This is a genomic window from Streptomyces odonnellii (assembly GCF_000981895.1).
GTDB classification, from domain to species: Bacteria; Actinomycetota; Actinomycetes; order Streptomycetales; family Streptomycetaceae; genus Streptomyces; species Streptomyces odonnellii.
Genome location: NZ_LATD01000001.1, coordinates 1 through 21192, shown reverse-complemented (window position 1 = coordinate 21192; position 21192 = coordinate 1). Strand labels below are relative to the sequence as shown.

The window sequence follows — 21192 nt, the reverse complement described above, 5'->3', positions numbered from 1 at the left end:
CCCCCCGACCCCCGTCCCGTACGCCTCAGGGTCCCGTACCTCTCGGAGTCCCGTACCTCTCAGGGGCTCGCCTGGTCGAACCCGTACCGCAGCGGCTCCTCCTGTACGCGCGGATCGCGCCGGTACACGTAGAGCGCCTCCACCTGCGCTCCGCCCGCGGGCCCCTCCACCTCGCAGGGGTACGTCACCTGCACCACCGCGGGCCGGTCGGCGACCCGCATCCGTACCCCGTCCGCCGGCCCTCCGTCGAGGACCGCGGTCTCCCACTCGGTTCCGCGCTCCGACCTGCTCTTTGTTCTGCTGTGATCGTGACCGCTCATGCGCATGCCCATAGGGACACTTTAATGCGTGCGCAACCTTTGACGTATATGAATACCGATCCCCGCACGGATACGCATCACGTCGTGACCGCGGCCGGACTCAGCGTAGTGCGCTGCCCGCCCGCCACTCCTCCCAATCGAGGTTCCAGTCCCCGTAACCGTTGCCCGCCGCCACCGTCTCCGTCGAACCGGTCACCCGCACCACGTCCCCCGGGATGACCTCTTCGTAGAAGCGCCTGGCTGTGCCGTCCGTCGCGAGGCCGATGCAGCCGTGTGTGACGTTCTGCCGGCCCGCGTAGGTGTCCGCCTTGGGGTTCTGGTGCAGATAGGTGCCGGAGGTGGTGAGGTGGACGGCGTACGAGTAGTAGCCCTTGTACGCGTCCCCGTAGCCGACCGTGCGGGAGTCCATCAGCACCCGGCGCTGCTTGTCGGAGACGACCATGGTGCCGTTCCAGGTGTCCATGCCCGGGGCGCCCGCGGTGATCGGGATCTGCCGGGTGGTGCCGTCCTTGTCGACGGTCATGGTGTGGGTGCGGACATCGACGATGGCGACCAACGAGCGGCCGATCTTGAAGTTACGGGTGACACCGGAGCCGGCCCGTACGGTCACTTTCGTGCCAGGTGCCCAGAACTGGCGCGGCCGGTAGTCGATCCGCTGTCCGTCCAGCAGATTGCGGTCCTTGACCCAGCTCCATGAGCCGGTGACGCCCGTCGAGGTCGAGACCGCCAACAGCCGCTCCACGGCCGCCCGTTCGGTGTCCGGGACGGGTTGGTCGAATGTGAGCGATATGGGCATGCCGACGTCCACGGTCTGTCCGTCGGCGACATTGATCCGTACGTTCTTGAGCACCGCCGGCTCCGGAGCCGCTGAGGGCGTCGCTGAAGGCGTGGGCTTCGCCTGGGTGTTCGCGCGCCGGGCGGCGGGGTCCGCGACGGCGGGCTGCTTCTGATCGGCTGTCCCTTCCGTATCGCCGGCGCTGCCGTTCGTACTGTTCGCACCGTTCGTACCGCCCGTGCCTGCCTGGGCCGAACAGCCCGTGAGCGCGAGCGCGACTGCGGCTGCTGCCGCGCAGACGGCCACCGCGCTCCGGACACGGGCCGGACGACCGGTGCTACGGGCCGGACGACCGGTCCTGACTCCCGAGATCATGGGATTCCCCCTCTTGTGTTTCGATGTACGCGACCTGTACGCACCACGGAGCCGAACGGGTTGCACAAGAAACCAGGAAGTTCGGTGCGGTCGGTACGGGGAGGGGGCCGACGGGGGCATGACCGAGGACGAGTTCGACGCCTTCTACGCGTCCGCGTTCCCTCGGCTGACGGGCCAGTTGTACGCCCTGACCGGGGACCACGGCGAAGCGCAGGATGTCGTCCAGGAGGCATTCGTACGGGCCTGGGACCGGCGGCAGAGCTTCCTGGCCGACGAGGCTCCCGAGGCCTGGATCCGTACGGTGGCCATGCGGCTCGCGGTGAGCCGGTGGCGCCGGGCGCGCCGCTGGCTGGAGCTGGTACGCCGTACCCACACGCCCGAACACCCTCCCGGCCCGGATCCGGAGCGCACGGCGCTGGTCGCGGCGCTGCGGCAGTTGCCGGAGGCCCAGCGGACGGCGGTCGTCCTGCACCATCTGTGCGACCTGAGCGTGGAGCAGGTAGCCTCCGAAACCGGCGCCCCTGTCGGAACCGTCAAGGCCCGTCTGGCGCGCGGCCGGGCGGCGCTCGCCCGGCATCTCTCCGTGGGCGACGCCGATGAGCAGGGTGAGAAGGAGGACGGCCGTGTCCGATGACCTCACCGATCCCGTCGGCCTCACCGGTGGCTGCGCGGAAGCGGGCGTTGAAGCGGGCGCGAAAGCTGGCGCGGGAGCCGACGCGCGCTCGCGTGCTCAACTCAGCGGCGCGCTGCGCGAACTGGCCCAGTCGCACGAGAGTCCGCCACGCCTTCCGGGTGCGGAGATCAGGCGCCGTGCGGCCGTGCGGCGCGGCCGGAGGCGCGGTGCGGCACTGGCGGGTGGAGCCGTCGCCGCGGGAGCCGTTGTCGTGGCCCTGACCGTCGGTTTCGGTGCCGGTCAGGACGGTCCTGCCGAGCGGGCAGCCACCCCGGCGGCGAGCCGCGGCGCCCCGGCACCCCTCGCGGGCACGGCCGATCTCTCGCGTCGGCTGCTGACCGTCGCGGGCCGCGAACTGCCCATCTCCTCGGGCGCGCTCAAGGCCCCCACGCCCACCGGCCGGATGACCGTCACCGCCAAGTACCTCAACAAGCGCATGCCCACCGAAGGCATGGGCGCGGGCGCGGTCGTGGGGCGGGAGTACGAGGTCAGGCTGCCGTGGGTCATCGAACTGCGTACCCCTGACAACCGTACGAACTACATCGTCGCCATGACCTACAACGAGAGCGCGCCCGGCCGGCAGGACACCACCCACGGCTGGATCGGTCTGCGCTCGTCCGACGCCGAGTGGCTGTACGAGCGGCTCCGGCCGGGCGACATCCTTGCGGTCGAGGGGGCCGCGAGTCCAGGTGGGAGCGGGCAATGAAGGGGAGCGGGCAGTGATGGATCAGTTCCAGGACCAGCCGATCGACCGACAGTCGGATCAGCCGACTGTCCGGCCAGGCGATGAACGCAAGAACCCGTTTCTGTATGTCGTCGTCTGCGCGGCCGGCATCGCCGCGGACGTCACCACCCTTATCGCCGCAGCTCAGGAGCGGCACTGGGATGTGGGGGTGATCGCCACCCCGCATGCCCTGAGGTTCATCGACACCGATGCGATCATCGTCCGAACCGGTTATCCGATCCGCTCGGCCTGGCGCACCCCGGGCGAGCCGCGCCCTCTCCCGCCGCCGGACGCGATAGCGGTGGCCCCGGCGACGTTCAATACGATCAACAAGTGGGCGGCGGGAATCTCCGACACCCTGGCCGTGGGCATCCTGTGCGAGGCGTACGGAATGGGCATCCCCACCGCCGTACTGCCCTTCCTGAACGCGGCCCAGGCCGCCCACCCCGCGTACCGGCAGAGCCTGGACCGGCTGCGCGAGATGAACGTCCTGATCGGTACGCACACACCGCACAAGCCCGACAGCGGCGCCGACGTCGCGGCGGGTTTCCGCTGGGACGAGGCGCTGGACCTGCTCGCTCCACGGGTGTGACGGCGCTCGCCCCGTGACGACACGGGAGCCCGGACCGCACGGATCGCCCGGATCACCAGCCCGGACCACCCGGATCAGGAGCGCAGACTTGCCCGGACCGCCCGGATCAGGAGCGCGGACCTGCCTGGACCGCCCGGATCACGAGCCCGGACTTTCCCGGACCCGGAGCGCGGACCTGCCCGGACCCGGAGCGCGGCGGCGGCGACGCGCTCGCCGAGCCCGGCGGTGACGCGATCAGACCTGCGCGAAGCCGCCGTCGACGAACAGTTCGGCTCCGGTGGTGAACGAACTCTCGTCGGAGGCGAGGAACAGGGCCGCGGCGGCCACCTCGTCCGTCCGGCCCATCCGGCCGAGCGGGATCCGCGCCGTAATCCTGTCCTTGAACTCCTTCTCGGCCTGCGGATCGTCACCGGCCATCCTGAGGATCCCGGGTGTCTCGATGGGGCCCGGGCTGATGGCGTTGACGCGGATGCCGCGCCCGGCGAGTTCGGCGGCCCAGGTGCGGGCGAGGTTGCGGATGGCGGCCTTGGTGGCGCTGTAGACGCTCTGGTTCTCAAGGCCGAGCGAGGCGTTGATCGAGGAGAGGACGATGATCGAGGCGCCGTCGGGGAGCAGAGGAAGTGCCTTCTGGGTGGTGAAGAGGAGCCCTTTGACGTTGATGTCGAAGGTCCGGTCGTAGTGCTCCTCGGTGATCTCCCCGAGCCGCGCGAAGGTGCCGCCGCCGGCGTTGGCGACAAGGACGTCCAGCCGTCCGCTGCGGGTCCCGATCATTTCGTACAACTGGTCGAGGTCGAGAAGATTCGACACATCGCTCTGCACGCCGATGGCCCGCTCACCGGTCGCCCGCCCGTTGATGATCTCCACGGCCTCGTCCAGCTCGGACTTCCGCCGCCCGGTCACGTACACCGTCGCCCCCTCGGCGGCCAGCCGCTCCGCGATCCCACGGCCGATCCCGGTCGTTCCGCCGGTCACGAGGGCGACCTTGCTGTCGAGTTGTCCCATGGCACCGATCCTTTGAGATTTCCCTTGGGATTTCGAAGGGAACCATTTCTGTTACGACAAACTTAGCGACCGCCCAGTGCACCTTGAGGAACCTGAACGAGCGCGGTGCGCCCCGACTGCCCCTGCGGATTCCGTCTCCGCGCATCAAAGATGATGATCAGTCAATGAGCCAGCACCACTCGGGTCGACACCGTTCGGGCCGATGCCGGCCGGATCGATACCGGTTGGGTCGATGCCGGCCGGGTCGATACCGGTCAGAGCGCGGCTCGCGGTCCAGAGACGTGCCGCGGTCGCGGTGTCGGCCCGCGGACCTTGGGGGGTTTCGAGGGCAGGCTCGCCGCGCAGGCCGAACCGGTGCGGAGCCCAGAGCTGACCGCCCCGTACCGCCGGATCCAGTACGGCGCGCACGGCCGGCCACGCACCGGCCTCCTTGCCCTGGACGAGCAGGGCCGCGGGCAGCGCGCGCAGCCGCTCGGCAGAGGTACGGGCATGAAGCGGCGGGCGCGCGGGGGTGAGGGAGTCGAGCGCGCCGCCGGGATGGACGACCACACTCAGCGCCGTACTGCCCGCAGCGCGCAGCCGCCGGTCGAGTTCAAGGCCGAAGAGCGTCTGCGCCAGCTTCGACCGGGCGTAGGCGCGCTTGGGCCGGTAGTCGTGTGTGCTCTGGAGGTCGTCGAGGTCCAGGTGTTCGGACTTGGCCGCGAAGCTGCCGGTGGTGACGATTCTGCTCCCCGGCGCGACGGCGAGCAGAGGGGCCAGCCATCCGGTCGGGGCGAAGTGCCCGAGATGGTTGGTCGCGAACATCAGCTCGTGGCCGTCCTTGGTCTCGCGACGCGGCGTATGGTCCAGCGCGACACCGGCGTTGTGGACGACGGCATCGAGCCGGTCCAGCCCGAGAGCGTCCACGGACGCTTCGAGGGAGCCGAGATCGGCCAGATCGAGCCGCATGTGCCGCAGCTCGGCGCCGGGCACGCGCGAACGTATCGACCCCATCGCGGCCTCGGCTTTGACCGCGTCCCGGCAGCCGAGAACGACCGTGCCCCCAGTACCGGCAAGCTGCTCGGCGACGAAGTACCCGATCCCGGCGTTCCCGCCGGTGACGAGGAAGAACTTCCCGTCGGCGCGAGGGAGACGACGAACGTCCCAGGCCGGCGCTGCGGTTACGGCGGACACGGTCGGCACGGCGGACTCCTTGGCTCGAACTCGGGCTCGGGTCGGGACGGCGGAGGCAACCGAGGACCCCGAAGCCAAGCGCCCCGTACGCCCAAGCCCCACGCACCCCACGCTCCCGGCCCCCACCGACACCCCACCGACAACCAACCGACAGTGCGGGAGAGGCAACCGCACGGTCGATGCCGGCACCACAGCGAACCCGTCCCAGCCCCGTCACCGCAGAGGGGCCCGATCGGGATGACTCGGTGGCCAGGTCCTGACGGACTTGCGGTTCCGGCGTCTCAGTCGAACCAGACGACGAGCCGTACGTTCTCCGCGCCATGCAGCCCGCCCAGTACGCGCATCACATCCCAGACCGGCGCCCAGTGGGTTCCCTCTCCCGCGACCACGAGCCGACTGCGGGTGCCGGACCGGTCGGTCCCGTCCCAGTCGGCGGCGGTCAGTTCGGCCCAGGTGATCCAGGTGGTTCCATGGGCGGATTCCGGCCCGCCCCAGGCCGTGAACTCGGAGCGCAGCCGGTCGGATGCGTCTTCCGGCAGTCCGCGCCCCTCCGTCAGAGGCCGGAAACCGAAGGAGTTGCGGACGCCGAAGAGACAGGCAAGGGCGTCGTAAGCATTGCCGGTGTTGAGGAAGACGAGATCGATGGCGACCCGCCACACCGCGTCCTCGTCGTCCTCACCCCACGTACGGGCTCCCGGCCTGCACTCGATCATTCCGCTCACCTCGGTGGACATGCCGGGATTCTGCCGGGTACGAGAAGGCTCCGTCGCTCGGGTTTCCACGGTTGTCGCGCCCTGGGCGAGCGAATGGACTGCCGAGTACCGTCGGACGTCCCGGCGTCGTACGGCCCGCAAGCGGCGGGCGGGGGCGGTGGCCGGAGTGAGATGTCACTTCGCATATGTGATGGTGCCTACGGAAGCTTCTCGGGCGTTCATGGCCCGTGGGCACTGGCCCGACATGCGCTGCTGTCGCTCCACCCGGCAGGAACTCCTCCACTGGGCCGCGGTCATCGCCTCCGCCGCGCGCGTGACCGCCCTCGACTCCCGCCGCGATGCGGGGTCCGGCCGTCGCCGCGGCCGCGACGCGGTGTCGGCCGTCAATCTTGAGTTGGTGACGCTTACCGAGGACCGGGCCGTTGTCACCTGGTACACCGGCGTTCCCGGCACTGACGACGGCCTCGGCCGTATGCTTCCCGCCGTCACCGAGGGCGAGGTCGTCTACGGTACGCATCCCGCCCGGCTGGACCGGAGTGCGGTGGGGGACGGCCCCAGTGCGTACCACTACGTGGAACTGACCGGCCTTGAGCCGGGCCAGACGTATTACTACCGTGCCCGCTCCCGGGGCAGGGCGGCCACGCCCACCCCTCTGCACCTCGTCTCGGGCAACGCGGTGGGCACCTCTCCGTACGGGCTCGGCTCGGCGGGGCCCTACTCGTTCACCACGCCCCAGCCGCCGCCGGGGCGTTACCTGTTCTCGATCGCGCTGTGCAACGACCTCCACCTCGGGGAGACCACCGCCGGGCGGATCGCCGGCATCCCGCTGCTGCGCGGCATCGCGCAGAGCCCGGGGCTCGCGCCGTACCCGGAGGTGATGAGCCGGGCCCTGGTGGAGGATGCGGCGCGGTGCGGGGCGGACTATCTGCTGGCCGCGGGGGACATCTCCGCCGAGGGCGGAGCGGCGGACCTGCGCAGGGCGAAGGAGATCCTCGACGGCTTCGGCAGCTACGGCGAGGACTACTTCGTCGCCCGCGGGAACCACGACCGCCCCAAGGCGTACGACTCCTTCCGAGACGGCTTCTTCGAGGGCGACGGGCCCACGTACTTCTCCCGTGACCTGCACGGTCTGCGCGTCGTCGGCCTGGACACCTACGACAAGACGGGTAACGGCGGCGGTGCCGGCGGACTTTCGCAAGAACAACTGTCCTGGTTCCGGGACGGCCTGAGGCAGCACGAGGACCAGCCCACGGTGGTCTTCGGGCACCACCCGCTGGCCGTACCGCACTCGCCGTTCCCGGTGACCAGCGGCCAGCGCCTGGACAGACGCCAGGCCCGGTCGATCCTGGACGGTTACGCCTCGGCGCCCGGCGTCTTCCTGCACCACGCGGGCCACACCCACCGCAACAAGCGGACCGTCGTCCCGCGGGCGCCCGGCGTGACACTTCAGGAGGTCAGCGCCGTCAAGGAGTACCCCGGCGGCTTCTGCCTGCTGCGGATCCACAGCGGCGGCTACGCGCTCAACTACTACAAGACCAGAGGCGGGCCGGCCAGGGAGTGGAGCGAACGCAGCCGCCGCCAGGCCGCCGGGATCTGGCCGCAGTTCGCACTCGGCCGCAGCGTCCTCGACCGCAACAGCGTGACCGCTCACGACCTGTCCGGCGTCCACAACCGTCCAGCCGTAAACCGTCGAGCGGTCAACCCTCCAGCCGTCAACCGTCCGGCCGTAAACCCTCCAGTCGTAAACCGTCCGGCCGCCTCAGGGCCGGCCCTCCTGATCGGATCGGAAGACCGGCCCTGAACGGTGCGGGGTCGTTGACGGTCACTGTCAGTCGCAGCGGATGCCGTGCTGTGCCGCTGTACTTATGGTTCCGCGTCCGCCGGTGGTGGAACTCACCCCACAAAGCTGATGGGCCGTCGTCCGACAGTGCCAACCGTCGTCAGACTGCGCCAACCGTCGTCACACAACGTCAGGCGAGAGCGTCTGCGCACTCCATGGGTGTGCCGTACACGGATTCAGCTCCTGCCGGAGTCTGCTTGAACTCGCAGGCTTCCCCGTAGGCCCCGCGGTCGCACCCTCGCCACCGTACCCGCCGAGAATTTTGGGACCCGCGGACTCCCGTTCTGGCACTGGATCTTCGCCACACCGGCCACCGCCAGGGCCGCCACCACAATGCGATCGATCGCGGGAGCACCGAACATGGGTGTGAGCGATCGAAGGGACGACCACTCGCTCGGGCGCCGGCACGGGCCCGACCCGCACCGTGAGGGATCTGCGATGAGAGACTTTGCCGGGGCCAAGTGGGGCTATGTGACGCGCCGGATCCACGACCGGGACGCGACCGTGCCCGGTGGATCGGTTCGCGAACCGCAGCTCGGGGATCTCGTGGTTGCCACGGTGGCCCACCTGGGCGAGCTCGACCATCTGGAGGATGTCCATGGCCGGCGCGTCCGTCTCTATTCGGGCGACATCGTGGTGGGTGCGTACGGCAACCGGTACGCCACGGACTTCTACGAGGGTTACCTGCCGACCGGCCCCAACGTTCATCTGCTCACGGCGGGCGGCCTTGTGGGAACGGTCGCCTCGGCGCATACGCGACGGCTGCCGCCGACCGAGTTGAAGGTGATCGGCACGCTGAACGACCGGTCCGGGAGGCCGCTGTCGCTGGAACACTACGCGCGGACGCCGTCGCCGCACACGGCGCCGGAGTGGGGCACTCTGGTCGTGCTCGGCTCGTCGATGAACGCGGGCAAGACCACGACGGCGTCGGCCATGGTGTGCGGCTGGACGCGAGCGGGACTGGCTGCCGGCGCGGGCAAGGTCACCGGTTCCGGCAGCGGCAAGGACCGCTGGACGTACATCGACGCGGGCGCCCGTGCCGTAGCCGAATTCCTCGACTTCGGCATGTCGTCCACGTTCGGCTATCCGGTCGAGCGGCTGCGGACGACGATGATCGCCATCCGCGACGCCCTGGTCGACGACGGTGCGGACGTGGTCGTCCTGGAGATAGCCGACGGGCTGCTGCAGTCCGAGACACGGGCGCTCGCCGAGTGCCTGCCCGGATTCGCCCACGGTGTCGTACTGGCGGCGGCCAACGCGCTGGACGCGGTGGCCGGGGTGACGATCCTGCGGGGAATGGGGGTTCCGGTACGCGTGGTGAGCGGCCTCGTCACCGCCAGCCCCCTTGCCTCCCAGGAAGCACGCGCGGCCACGGGACTGCCGGTCCTGTCCCCGCCACAGCTGGCGAACGGCGCGGCCGTGGACCTGGTGCGTGCGCCGGCCCGGCAGACCGCCGCCACGGCGGGACCCCTCGCCGACGCCGCTGCCCGAGGATGATGCCCCGTGATCCCGGCGATCGTCTACATACCCGACGGGGGTCCCCGGCCCGGGGAGTTGCGCGAAGTCGCCCTGGACGTCGTTGAGTTGCGGCCGGCCGAAGTGGTGCTGCCCGAGGCCACGGTCCGTGACGAGCGCGGCGGGCGGCTGTTCGACGGCTCCACGTTGATGTTCGACCCCGCGGCCGGTGGCGGCCCCTTGGCCGACGCCGCCGCGGACCGGCAGGCCCGGGCATTCGGCGTGACCAACACGGCCTTCCACGTCCAGCGCGCCCTGCTGTTCGTTTCGGCTCTGCTCGGCCACCCTCTCCCTCACCTGCTGGTCAGAATCGGGATGCACAACGAGCCCCGCCGCTGGCACGGAGGGCACTACAGGCTTCCCAGGGCGTCGCTCACGGACGAGCCCGCCGCTCTGAGCCGCACGGGTGAGGTCCATCTGGGAGGCGGTGACGGATTCGTCCCGGCACCGGACGGCAGCCGGTATTTCCATGCCCCCGCACACAACCCCGCGATCATCTGTCACGAGGTCGGCCATCATGTGTGCCGGCACACCGCGGACTTCCGGCTCAACCGGCTGCGTCCTCCCGCGCAGCAGTCCAACCGGAAAATCGCCCTGGACGAGGGCACGGCGGATGTCCTCACGGCCATCCTGCTGGGCACCCCGGACATCTACGGCTGGCACCGCAGGGCCATCGCCGACTGGGACCCGCGGCGCCGCAAACTGCAACCCCGCTGGACAATGGCGCACTTCTGGGGCGGGCCGGACCCGGACCCGCACGCCGACGGCACCGTGTGGGCATCGGCATGCTGGTCCGCTCGTGAGCGGACCATCGCCACGGGTGCCGACGCGGCGCGCTTCGACGCGGCGCTGCTGCGCGGCATGGAGTCGGCCGGAGCCGATGCCGCCCGGTGGACCAAGGACGCCTTGAACGAGCGCAGCCAGTTCTCACGGCTGCTGTCCGCGATCACCCGTGCCGACCCCGGACTCGCGCCGGTGGTGCTGGCCGCCATGGCCGAGCACGGCATACGCCCCGGCGCGAGCAACGAGGCCCTCAAGGACGCCGCCCGCGCGGACCTGACCGGGGAGGTGGGCCGATGAACCGGGGAGGTGGGCAGATGAGCGGCCGCCGAGCCGATGCGGGAATGCTGCGACACCTATGGCGATTCCGTTCCTATGGCCGCCCGCACCTGGGCACGCTCGTGCTCGGCGTGGGACTGCGCATCGGAGAACTGATCGCCGACCTGGCGGCGCCCTGGCCGCTGGCGCTGGTCATCGACAACGTACTCAAGGGCCGGACCAGCGGCCCACTGGTCTGGCTCACGGGCATCGTGGGCGACTCCCCGCTGGCCATGCTCAGCGTGGCCGCCGTCGCACTGCTGCTGATCACTCTCGCCTCTGGGGCCTTCGACTACCTCGGCGACCGTGTGATGAACAGCGCCGGAGAGCGCATCACTGCGGAGATCCGTACGGACGTCTTCGCCCATATGCAACGGCTCCCCATGAGCTACCACGACCGGCAGGCCGCCGGGGAACTGACGAGCCGTGTCGCGATCGACACCAGCCGGATCCAGGACGCTCTGGTCGACCTGTTCTCCACACTTCTGCCCGGACTGCTGGCCCTCGCGGGCTACGCCGTCGTCATCCTCTCCGTCGACTGGCGCCTGGGGCTGATCGCGATCGGGGGCGCCCCGCTGATACTCATCACGGCCGCCCGCTACACCCGGCTGACCCGCCAGACGGAACGGCGGCAGCGCGCCGCCGAAGGACACCTCGCCGCCTTCGTCACCGAATCACTTCAAGGCATCCGCACCATCCATGCCTTCGGCCGCCAGGATCTGCACGACGCGCATTTCGCCAGCAGCAACAGCTCCACCCTCGACGCCGGCCTGCGCAGCGTCGAACTGCGGGCCCGTTTCACTCCACTGCTCGAAGCCGCCGCCGCGGTGGCCACCGCGGCACTGCTGTGGACGGGCGGGCTCGGTGTCGTGAACCACTGGTGGACCGTCGGTCTGCTGGTCGTGGTCACCAGCTACCTCAAAGACATGATCAAACCCATGCGGTCGATGTCCCGCCTTTCGATCACCTTCCCCCAGGGCGCGGCCTCCGCGGAACGCGTCGCCGCCATCCTCGACCAGCCACCGCCGCCCCCGACACGACACCGGCGCCTGCCCGACCGTGCCACCGGCCGAATCGACCTGCACGACATCACCCTCGACTACGGCCGCGGCCCCGTCCTCAACCACTTCGACCTCACCGTCCACCCCGGCGAACACCTCGCGCTGCTCGGACCCAACGGCTCCGGCAAATCCACCGTGCTCTCCCTCATCGCCGGGCTCTACCCGCCCACCCGGGGCCACCTGCTCCTCGACGGACTGCCCCTCACCGACATGCCCGCCATCTGGCTGCACCGCCAGATCGTGGTCGTACTGCAGGACACGTTCCTGTTCTCCGGCACCATCGCCGACAACATCAGGTACGCCCGACCCGACGCCGGCCCGCACGAGGTCGCCCGGGCGGCGGAGGCGGCCCTGGTCACCGAGTTCACCGAACGCCTGCCCGACGGCCTGGGCACCCGGCTCGCCGACCGGGGCGCCGGACTGTCCGGCGGCCAGCGCCAACGCGTCGGCATCGCACGCGCCATGCTCGCCGACGCCCCCGTTGTGCTGCTCGACGAACCCACCACGGGACTGGACAACGCCGCCGAGGAACTCGTCGTCCGCGCGCTCGGCCGCCTGGTCGAGAGCCGCACAGCGGTCATGACCACCCACCGCCCGGCCCTCACCCGCCTCGCCACCCGCACCATCCACCTCCACGACGGCGCGCTACGCATGTTGCACAGCCCGACCTCGGCGTCATCCCGGCGGGAGGCAGCACGGGCAACCCGACGGATGGCCTGAAGGGTCGCGAGTCCTTGGCGGGGCCGGAGCTGCCGATGGCGCCGGACAAGAGGTACGCGCGGACGCGGTCGGGGGACTCGACACCCAAACGACACCCAGGAGGACCCCACAAACCAGGCAGGGACCCGACCCGCGATGCGGATCAGGCCCCTGACTTGGTGTTTCGGCTGTCGGGGTGGCGGGATTTGAACCCACGACCTCTTCGTCCCGAATGAGGGTCGGGCGTGATCGACACCGGCCTGATTGCAGTTTTGCCTGGTCAGGGCGTTGGGCTGGTGGGGTCTCGGGTGGCCTGGAAGGGGCTTGGGGAGCGGATCGGCTCCCAGATGGCTCCCAGGAGCGCTGCCGGGCTCCGGCCAGTGTTCGCACGTAACCCCAGCCATCTCGGCCAATGCTATGAGCCACGCCGTGAACCCCTCGCACACACGACTGACGGTGAGATAGAACGGCAGCGTGGCTGAGGAGAGTTCGTGCTCGCAAAGCCGGTGAACGGGAGGGGACGCTCATGAGTGGTGGGCTGGCGCCTGATGTGAAAGTGATCGCCGAGGGCATGATCCGTAGCGCCATGGGGCTGGCGACCGATGTCATGAGAGGTGCTCGCGACACCGCGATAGCCCTGTCCCATGAGCTGGACCGGCAGAACGGGATGGCCGGTGATGATGACGCGGGCCGCGACTTCGCGAAGGTGTACAAGTCCGCGGCTGCGGCCACGCTTGACCAGATGGGGTTCAGCTCGTACGTACTGGGGGAATCCGGCAGGGGCCTGATGCGCAACGCGCGTGAGTTCATGGCGCAGGAGAGCCGCGTCGTCGCGTCCATCATCGGCAAACAGGTCGACCTGACGGCTGGCATGGGCGACCCGGGTGAGGACTGTACGGAAAACTATCTCGGGCTCGGCCAGGAACTGCCCGAAGTGGTGGGTGAGACGGCGTGGTACGACCAGTACGCGCCCGGCGGCCGGAGCGATCGTTTCCGGGGTTCGCCGGAGAAGCTGAGGGACGTAGCCGGCTCATGGCGGCATGCCGGGACGCTGATGCAGCGCTTCCTCGAAGACGCCCAGACCTATGCTTCGACAGCGGACAAGGCGCACTCGGGCGAGGCCGCGGATTCCTTCCGGACGTACTTCAAGAATTGCGTGGGGACCACGTGCCCTTCGGATCGAGCCCAGCAGGATGAGCCCCTCATGGTGAACCTGGTGGCGGCTTGCACCCAGCTGGCCAAGGCGTGCGACCGGTATGCCGACCACGTCGAAGCTGCCAAGGAGAAGATCCTCCAGCACCAGATGGATCTGTTCGAGATGGATATGCCTTGGGACCAGCCGATGTTCGGCGGGAACGGATATGACGGCGGTCTGCACAACGCCGTGCTTGAGGACCCGTGGATCCACCGGCTCGGCGAGGTCGCCCACGCTCTGGACGCGTCAGAGGCCCGCGTAAAGCTGCCGCACGGCTCGGACGATCCACGAAACCCCGGAATGCCCTTCCTTCCTCCGCTGATCCGCATACCCGTCCCGGTGCCCTTCGCCCTCGCGTCCTACCAAGGCCAGGCGCCGGCTCTGCTGCCCTTGGCCAACCCCGTCGACCCTGGCATACCCACCGCCGACCCCATTCCGTCGGCACCGGGCACGACCCGCCTGCTCACCGTCGCCGAACAGCAGCAGTTCCGCACCTGGATGAACTCCCTCAACCGGGGCGGACTGGCGGGCGGCGGCGGCCCGACTGACCCGGACAACGCGTACCAACTCCGCATCGCCGGCTATCCCGAGCGAGAGGTACCTCTGGCAGGGAAGAAGCGAGGACTGATGGTGGACGGTATACGCCCGGCCGACGGGCATCTCGTCGAGGCGAAGCATGTGCGGGACCCGGACTGCAAGAAGAAGAGCTTCCGCTCCCTCGACCGTGTCGAAGGCACACTGGCCAAGCCTGTCAAAGTGAACAACAGGGGAGAGATCGCATGGGACCCGGTCGTCGACGCCATGTACGGCGGTGACGAGAAGGAACTCGTGCGCTACAAACAGGCCATGGCCAATCCCGCGAACGCTGAGATCCGGGGCCTTGAGATCGTCACGAACGGGCGCGACAACGCCGCCTACTGGCAGTCCATGATGGCGATGACGGGTACGCCCGGCTCGACGCGATACGTACCCTGAGACCGAGGAAAGACAGTGCCCGCTGAGCGGAACCTCCGGACCAACTTCGCCTTCTACCCGCCCGATGACGATGGCGGAGCCTGGCACGCCACCCTTGAGTCTCTGGAGAGGGCTTTGAGGCAGGCGTTTCCCGAACCCTCCGTGGAATACCGGAAATCCGGGATCCACAACATGACCGTGCTCGATTTCGAGGTCGAGCTGGCCCCGGACGCGTGGGTGGACGGAACGGCGGCGATGCCCAGGCCCGACTACGCCTACATCACCCTCACCGATGTCACCGCCGACGAAGCCGCCGTCTTCGCCGTATGGCTCCGCGACTTCTTCGTCCCTGCCCCGCACCTCGTACGCTTCGCCAGCAGCCTCGCCATGGCCAACGGCGAAGACACCCCGTCATCCCTGCCGGCCACAGGCAGCACCGAAGAGATCAGGGCCGTTCTGCGCCATCATCTCGACACCATCGACACGCCATAGCCCGCGCCCGTGTGCGCGAGCAGCACGATTGCGATCCGCGAAGCCGTAGCCACAGACAGCCCGGAGATCTCCACGCGGACAGCCGGCCTCGACCGGGCGGTCTGAACCATAGCCCTGTCTGCGGCGCCGATCGCTTGCATTGGACGACGCTTCGTATTCCCAAAATGACATCATGTAGTTAGGCTCGGCGCTCTGACGCGACCTGTGGGGGGAAGATGTCAGGGGGGATGTACGGCTGGCTGCTCGCTGCCGTGGCGGAATTCGGGCGGATGTCCAAGCTCAAGTTGTCCGGGGGCGGAGGTGACGAAGCCGCCATTCGCGGACCGCTCGAGGTCTTGCTTCAGGCGGTGGGTGAGTACCACCAACAGCCCGAAGTTATGTGGCATGACGAGTTCCGCGTTGCCGACCTCGGGGTGCGGCCCGACTACGCTGTCCGCGCCAACGGTGAGCTGACCGGCTACATCGAGCTCAAGAAGCCTGGCCTTCCGGTCGATCCGGCTACGTTCAGCAGGGCCAACCGGGAACAGTGGGAGAAGCTGCGGAATCTGCCCAACCTGCTCTACTCCAACGGGACGGAGTGGAGACTGTTCCGGGACGGCAGACAACTGGGGGAGACTGTCTGGTTCACCGGCTCGCTGAAGAGCGCGGGGGACAGGCTCGTCCCTGCTGATCCTGCCGCCTTTGACGCTTTGCTGAAGACCTTCCTTCTGTGGAAGCCCGCTCCCATTTCCCAGGTCGCCCGTCTCGTCCAGCACGTCGCGCCGCTCTGCCGCCTCCTCCGGTCTGCCGTTCTTGAACAATTGGCCGCAGAAGCCAAGTCCTCCAGTCCGGACACCGACATACGTGCCAGACCTTTCACCGGTCTGAAGAACGACTGGCGCAAGCTGCTGTTCCCGTCCGCCGACGATGCCACGTTCGCGGACGGCTACGCGCAGGCCGTCACCTTCGCTCTCCTGCTGGCACGCTCGGACGACCACCTGACCGAGAGCGCGAGCCTCCACGATGTCGGTCGCCTGCTGGACGCGGACCACGCGCTGATGGGACGGGCGCTGCAACTGCTCACCGGCAACGTCAATGAACGCTTCAGCGTCACAATCCAACTGCTTCAGCGAACAATCGCCAAGGTGAACTGGTCGGCGATACGCACAGGAAACCGTGACGCCTACCTCCATCTGTACGAGCACTTTCTGACCGTCTACGACTCCGAGCTGAGGCAGAAGAGCGGCTCCTACTACACCCCGCACGAGATTGTGGAGGACATGGTTCGTCTAACCGAGGACGTGCTGCGTACCCGACTGGGGCAGGCCGACGGCTTCGGCACGGACGAGGTACGGATCGTGGATCCTGCCATGGGCACCGGGACCTACCTCCACACGATCATCGAACGGGTGGCAGAACAGGCCGCCGACCGCTACGGGCCCGCCATGGCACCGGACGCCATATCCCGGCTCGCATCGCGTCTCAACGGTTTCGAATTGCAGATGGGGCCCTTCGCCGTCGCGGAGTTACGGACATCCGACCTTCTCAAGCGCTATCACTCGCCGTTGCCCGAGGGCGGCCTCAACCTCTTTGTCACCGACACCCTCGACAATCCCTTTGTTGAGGACGATTACCTGCCTTCCACCTTCGGTCCGCTGTCGGACTCCCGGAGACGCGCCAACAACCTGAAGGCGAATATCCCCGTCACGGTCGTTATCGCCAATCCTCCCTATGACGACAAGGCGGAGAACCGCGGCGGATGGGTGGAGAAGGGCAGCGGGAAACACGAGGCGGCCCCGCTCGACGGCTTTCGGTATCCGGGCAACGGGCGCTATGAGCACATGCTCAAGAACATGTACGTGTATTTCTGGCGCTGGGCCACCTGGAAGGTCTTCGACGCGCACGAAGACGATCAGCACGGTGTGGTCTGCTTCATCACTCCCTCCGGGTGGGCGACCGGGCCCGGTGGCCGGGGCATGCGCGACTATCTGCGTCGTACATGTGACGAGGGCTGGGTCATCAATCTCTCCCCCGAGGGACAGCGAGCGGAAGTCGCCACTCGCATCTTTCCTGGTGTCGCCCAGCCGCTCGCCATCTGCATCTTTGTCCGCAAGGCAGGTGCAGTGCGGAACAAGGACCACCGTGCGCGGGTCCACTACCGCTCACTCGCGGGCAGGCGCAACGAGAAGTTCCGACAACTGCGAGAGATCGGTCTGGACGACGACGGCTGGCGGGAGACGCATGCTGAGGCCGCTCGTCCCTTCACCCCACTGACCCTGTCCGGGTGGGAGGACTTTCCGGCACTGGACGACATTTTTCCCTGGGGCAGCCCTGGCGCGAAGTCGAATCGTTCCTGGGCCAGCGCTCCTTCCGCCGAAACTTTACGTCGACGCTGGGCAACGTTTGTACGCGAGACCGACCCGACGGAGAAGAGCAAGCTGTTCAAGGAGACACGCGACCGCACACTGAACAGTAAGAAGGAGCCGTTGCCGGGGCAGTCGGCTTCTCTGCTCCCAGCCGGTCAGGAGACCTCCGTCAGTCCCAGACTCGTTCGCACGGCCCTGCGCAGCTTCGACCGGCAATGGTTGATCGCGGACAACCGGGTGCTCGATTACGCACGCCCCGATCTATGGGCGTCAATGCAGGACGGGCAGCTTTTCCTCAACCAGCAGTCGTCGCACGAGATCGATTCCGGACCGGCTGTCGTAGTAACCCATCTCATCCCTGACACGCACCATTTCAATGGGCGCGGGGGCAGAATCATGCCTGTCCTGCATCCCGACGGCTCTCCCAACATCCCGGCCGGCCTCTTGTCCCATCTCGCCCGATCGCTGGGTGCGGAACGAGTCACCGCGACCGAACTGGCCGCGTACGCAGTAGCCGTCGCGGGCCACACCGCCTTCACCGAACGATTCGCCGAGGAACTGCTCACCCCCGGCGTACGGTTGCCGCTGACCCGGGACGAGGCGTTATGGAATCGGGCAGTCGCTCTCGGCAGCGAGGTTCTGTGGGCCTCGACATACGGCGAGCGGTGCGCTGACCTGAGTGCGGGACGACCCGCTGGTTGCGTCGAATTCCCCGCAGGGGATGAGCGGCAAGTCCGCTACCTCAAGAACATCGGCAACGGGGTCCCGCATCGCCTGCGTTACGACGCCGAGGCGCAGACGCTCTACATCGGAGAAGGAGCGTTCGCCCGGGTCCCCGAAGCCGTATGGGCCTACGATGTCGGAGGCATGCGCATCATCAACAAGTGGTTCGGCTACCGCAAGGCCAGTCCCAGCAGCAAGAAGACAAGCCCGCTGGACGACATCCACGTCGAGCGCTGGCCTCAGGAATGGACCAGAGAGCTGATCGAACTGCTCTCTGTGCTGCGTTGCCTCACAGACATGGCCCCCGCTCAGGATGAGCTGCTGACCGAGATACTTGCCGCACCCGTGGTCTCGCAGGCAGACCTGACTACGGCCCGGATTCTTCCGATCGCGGCTGCGAGCCGGAAGGCACGGCAACGTTCCGCGGACGTGCTCTTCCCCAAGGAGGACGTGAGCTGATCAGGACCTGCTCAATCCGAGTCACCCAAACTGGTCAGTGCTTCCTCAAAAGAGATGGAGCCCTGAGCCAGTCGCCGAACGCAACGAGTCAACGAGGGTGCCTGTACTTTGTACGCCTCGACAAGCCGGGCAATTTCACTGAGGCGCTCCTCCGCCGACTCGTACAAAGAACGAAAATGGACGGCTGCTCCGAGATCGGTGGCCAACAGCCGGCCACGGTCCCGGGCGACGAACTTCAACCAGATCAGGGACCGCAGATCGGCGCGTACCTGGTCGGGGTCGAGGCCGTATGCGACCACGGCTTCCGCGACGCCCCCACTGCCACCGGGGTCAGGCAGGGAGGCGGATACCAGATGCGCAAGCAGCTGCCGCTGCGAGTCAGTGAGGTCTACGTGGGGCAAGGGACCCGTGGGGTGCATGCCACCATGCCTAGCACACGGCACTGACAGTCCCGCTTGGCACAGATGCGGCCTGCACGAAGCTGTGCTGTAGGTCAGCCTTGGAGTGGAACACGGGCCGCTCCTGTCGGAGACAGGCTATGACCTCCGTCAGTGGTGTCTGCTCACGCAGATCAGGCCCCTGACCTGACGTGCCTCCGTCGGGGAGCAGGCTGTCCGCAGTGTACCGTTGCCTTCCCTTCCTTAAGTCTGGCCTGACAGGTCCTCCACCGGCAGGTCAAGCGTCGCCTCCTCATGGAGCGCGACGCCGAGGGCGGTCATGGTAGGGGCAAGGCCCGGGTCTCAGTCGGCGTCGACCGGCCGGCCGTCGAGTGGTAGTCGAGGGATGCCCTCAGCCTGGTGTTCATAGTCCTCGGCGCCCATGCGCCACGGCAAGGCTTCGATAGCAACGGATCATCCGATTGGCCAGCGCGATGCCCGGCCAGTCGAAGTCCCCGTGGTAGGCGAAGTGGCAGCCGGTGGCGGCGAGGGCGTCGAGAAGTGTGAGGACCACCGTGGCGGCGCTGCCGGAGGTGCAGACCAGGGGCCGGGCGCAGGCCGAGTCGGCTGCGGCCTCCACTACGCGCGGATTCTCACAGATGTGGACGACGGTTCCGGCGGGCAGTTGCAGCCGTAGGCCGAGCAGGTCGCTGGGCGTGAGGTGGGATCCGCTGCAGGTCGACCGTGTCCGCTCTCGTGGATTGGGTCCCCTCCCTCGCGTCCAGGCTCTTACCGTAACGATCTTCGCTATAGCTGATCGGCCTGATCCGTGAACTTCGGGAGGAAGGAGGCGGGGAATACTGTCGGGTGATGGGATGCTGCTGAGCCTTCTTGAGGCGCTTTGGTCAGACCATCATGATTTGTTAGCGAGTGCGGCGGCGATTCGTGACATGGCGGTGAGTATTGCAGGTGGCTCAGCAGCCAGCGGCACGGTGTGCTGGATGAGCTCAATGCCGGAGTGCTGGACGGTGTGACGCAGGGCTGGTCTCTCACCCGCAGCGTAGATGAGGTGCCCGCGGGTGAGCCCCAGACCGAGGCAGTACGACGCCATCTGGTAAAGATCGGCGTTCGGAAAGCCACGCACCGAGTGGGCTTTGTACATCGACGATATCCGCGCCGTGGCTGTCGATGCCTTGACCGACGGGGGCCAGGACCACGGCTGCGACCTGGTCTACATCGACCCCGACTCCGAGAAGCTCATCATCGCCCAGGGATTCGAGTCTCCCAAGTCGGCGGACACCACGGCTCACCGTCGGTCGGGGCGGGATTCGAACGGAGGGGGCGGGCTGTTGGCGCGGGGTGCGACGCGAACCGACTGCGCTTTCCGGGGGGTGTCGTCAACATAGCCACACCCAGGTCGCGCAAGTCCAGCCCGATCCGGCGCAATCTCTCACGGCAGAAAGGCCGCAAGAAATCAGGCTGGTAGCGGGCGGGACCAAAACCGTAGGGCACGATCGCCGGTTGACCAAATAGTTGCCCTGTCGACCGAGCCAGAAGCATCACACCGGGAAGCCGTTGACGCGCCGGCAACGGCGAAGCTACAACACAACACCCCACGTCAGAAGCACATCGAGGTATCTGTGTCGGGTCGCGTGACGTTAGAGTGGGGGACTGGAATTTCGCCCTGCTCGCTGACCAAGCGGGCGCAACATAGCCGACGATCCCCGGTTAACCAAACCGGGGAATGCGCGCTACAAATGGAGCTATGGCAGCACGTTCTCTGGAAATGGGTCCGGCAGGAATACGGACCGCCCACACCATCGAAATCCTCCGCACCGAACGCGGTCTTGCCCAGCGCCAGTTGGCCGACCGCGTCACGGCCCTTGGCCGTCCGATGTCCAACACGATGCTGTCCCGAATCGAACGTGCCCAGCGGCGCTGCGACGTCGACGACCTCGTCGCGATAGCCGAAGCACTCCTCGTCTCACCCCTCGTGCTGCTGGAGGGACCCAGCACCACCTGAGGCGGGCCCGCCACCCACCGCCCCTGACCGAGCATCCTCCACCGAGTAAGGACACCGCGGTTGT

18 protein-coding genes are annotated in these 21192 nt (G+C 68.0%); 11 read left to right on the top strand and 7 right to left on the bottom strand.

All coding sequences use genetic code 11. The features are described 5' to 3' along the window. Positions 1–59 precede the first annotated feature (59 nt). On the bottom strand, positions 60–320 hold the full coding sequence (locus tag WH07_RS00095; protein ID WP_046494048.1) for a hypothetical protein: 261 nt from the start codon (positions 318–320) through the stop codon (positions 60–62). A 100-nt stretch (positions 321–420) separates the two neighbouring features. After that, the gene (locus WH07_RS00090; RefSeq protein WP_046494041.1) at positions 421–1470 is read right to left on the bottom strand and encodes a L,D-transpeptidase; all 1050 of its coding nucleotides are present in this window, start codon (positions 1468–1470) and stop codon (positions 421–423) included. 118 nt (positions 1471–1588) lie between these two features. On the opposite strand from WH07_RS00090, the gene WH07_RS00085 reads away from it, so the two are divergent. Genes WH07_RS00085 through WH07_RS00075 form a run of 3 tightly spaced genes read left to right on the top strand, consistent with a single transcriptional unit; the run spans position 1589 to position 3459 of the window. Continuing rightward, entirely contained in the window at positions 1589–2104 is a 516-nt protein-coding gene (locus WH07_RS00085; protein ID WP_046494039.1) for a SigE family RNA polymerase sigma factor, read from the top strand. Further along, positions 2094–2849 carry a L,D-transpeptidase gene (locus WH07_RS00080; protein WP_052744155.1) on the top strand — a complete coding sequence of 252 codons (756 nt, stop codon included), beginning with the start codon at positions 2094–2096 and terminating at the stop codon, positions 2847–2849. The genes WH07_RS00085 and WH07_RS00080 overlap by 11 nt, the downstream gene beginning before the upstream one ends. 16 nt (positions 2850–2865) lie before the next feature. Continuing rightward, entirely contained in the window at positions 2866–3459 is a 594-nt protein-coding gene (locus tag WH07_RS00075; RefSeq protein WP_079022814.1) for a flavoprotein, read from the top strand. A gap of 234 nt (positions 3460–3693) precedes the next feature. On the opposite strand, the gene WH07_RS00070 is transcribed toward WH07_RS00075, so the two are convergent. The 3 genes from WH07_RS00070 to WH07_RS00060 form a co-directional block, all read right to left on the bottom strand. Further along, positions 3694–4461 carry an SDR family NAD(P)-dependent oxidoreductase gene (locus WH07_RS00070; protein ID WP_046494038.1) on the bottom strand — a complete coding sequence of 256 codons (768 nt, stop codon included), beginning with the start codon at positions 4459–4461 and terminating at the stop codon, positions 3694–3696. 144 nt (positions 4462–4605) lie between these two features. Continuing rightward, on the bottom strand, positions 4606–5634 hold the full coding sequence (locus WH07_RS00065) for an SDR family NAD(P)-dependent oxidoreductase (RefSeq protein WP_079022818.1): 1029 nt from the start codon (positions 5632–5634) through the stop codon (positions 4606–4608). Positions 5635–5915: 281 nt separating this feature from the next. Further along, on the bottom strand, positions 5916–6368 hold the full coding sequence (locus WH07_RS00060) for a hypothetical protein (RefSeq protein WP_046494036.1): 453 nt from the start codon (positions 6366–6368) through the stop codon (positions 5916–5918). 199 nt (positions 6369–6567) lie between these two features. On the opposite strand from WH07_RS00060, the gene WH07_RS00055 reads away from it, so the two are divergent. The 7 genes from WH07_RS00055 to WH07_RS00025 all read left to right on the top strand — a co-directional run bounded on the left by WH07_RS00055 (position 6568) and on the right by WH07_RS00025 (position 18728). Next, positions 6568–8148: a purple acid phosphatase family protein gene (locus WH07_RS00055; RefSeq protein ID WP_232788640.1), complete on the top strand. Its 1581-nt coding sequence runs from the start codon at positions 6568–6570 to the stop codon at positions 8146–8148. 477 nt (positions 8149–8625) lie between these two features. Beyond that, positions 8626–9684 (top strand): hypothetical protein, encoded by a 1059-nt coding sequence (locus WH07_RS00050; protein ID WP_046494035.1) that lies wholly within the window; start codon positions 8626–8628, stop codon positions 9682–9684. Between the two features lie 6 nt (positions 9685–9690). Then, entirely contained in the window at positions 9691–10782 is a 1092-nt protein-coding gene (locus WH07_RS00045; protein WP_046494033.1) for a hypothetical protein, read from the top strand. A gap of 110 nt (positions 10783–10892) precedes the next feature. Next, positions 10893–12581, top strand: coding sequence for an ABC transporter ATP-binding protein (locus tag WH07_RS00040; protein ID WP_198533678.1), 1689 nt, complete (start codon positions 10893–10895; stop codon positions 12579–12581). Positions 12582–13086: 505 nt separating this feature from the next. Further along, the gene (locus WH07_RS00035; RefSeq protein WP_046494029.1) at positions 13087–14730 is read left to right on the top strand and encodes a restriction endonuclease fold toxin-2 domain-containing protein; all 1644 of its coding nucleotides are present in this window, start codon (positions 13087–13089) and stop codon (positions 14728–14730) included. 171 nt (positions 14731–14901) lie between these two features. Continuing rightward, positions 14902–15201, top strand: coding sequence for a hypothetical protein (locus tag WH07_RS00030; RefSeq protein ID WP_157877137.1), 300 nt, complete (start codon positions 14902–14904; stop codon positions 15199–15201). A 227-nt stretch (positions 15202–15428) separates the two neighbouring features. Further along, positions 15429–18728: a type ISP restriction/modification enzyme gene (locus tag WH07_RS00025; RefSeq protein ID WP_046494025.1), complete on the top strand. Its 3300-nt coding sequence runs from the start codon at positions 15429–15431 to the stop codon at positions 18726–18728. Positions 18729–18739: 11 nt separating this feature from the next. On the opposite strand, the gene WH07_RS36810 is transcribed toward WH07_RS00025, so the two are convergent. Together WH07_RS36810 and WH07_RS00015 are read right to left on the bottom strand one after the other, a co-directional pair. Continuing rightward, positions 18740–19147, bottom strand: coding sequence for a hypothetical protein (locus tag WH07_RS36810; protein ID WP_232788639.1), 408 nt, complete (start codon positions 19145–19147; stop codon positions 18740–18742). A 382-nt stretch (positions 19148–19529) separates the two neighbouring features. Beyond that, positions 19530–19790, bottom strand: coding sequence for a DUF2399 domain-containing protein (locus WH07_RS00015; protein ID WP_232788641.1), 261 nt, complete (start codon positions 19788–19790; stop codon positions 19530–19532). A 1080-nt stretch (positions 19791–20870) separates the two neighbouring features. Between WH07_RS00015 and WH07_RS00005 the strand changes: the two genes are divergently transcribed. Continuing rightward, positions 20871–21128 (top strand): helix-turn-helix domain-containing protein, encoded by a 258-nt coding sequence (locus WH07_RS00005; protein WP_046494019.1) that lies wholly within the window; start codon positions 20871–20873, stop codon positions 21126–21128. Positions 21129–21192: the final 64 nt, after the last annotated feature.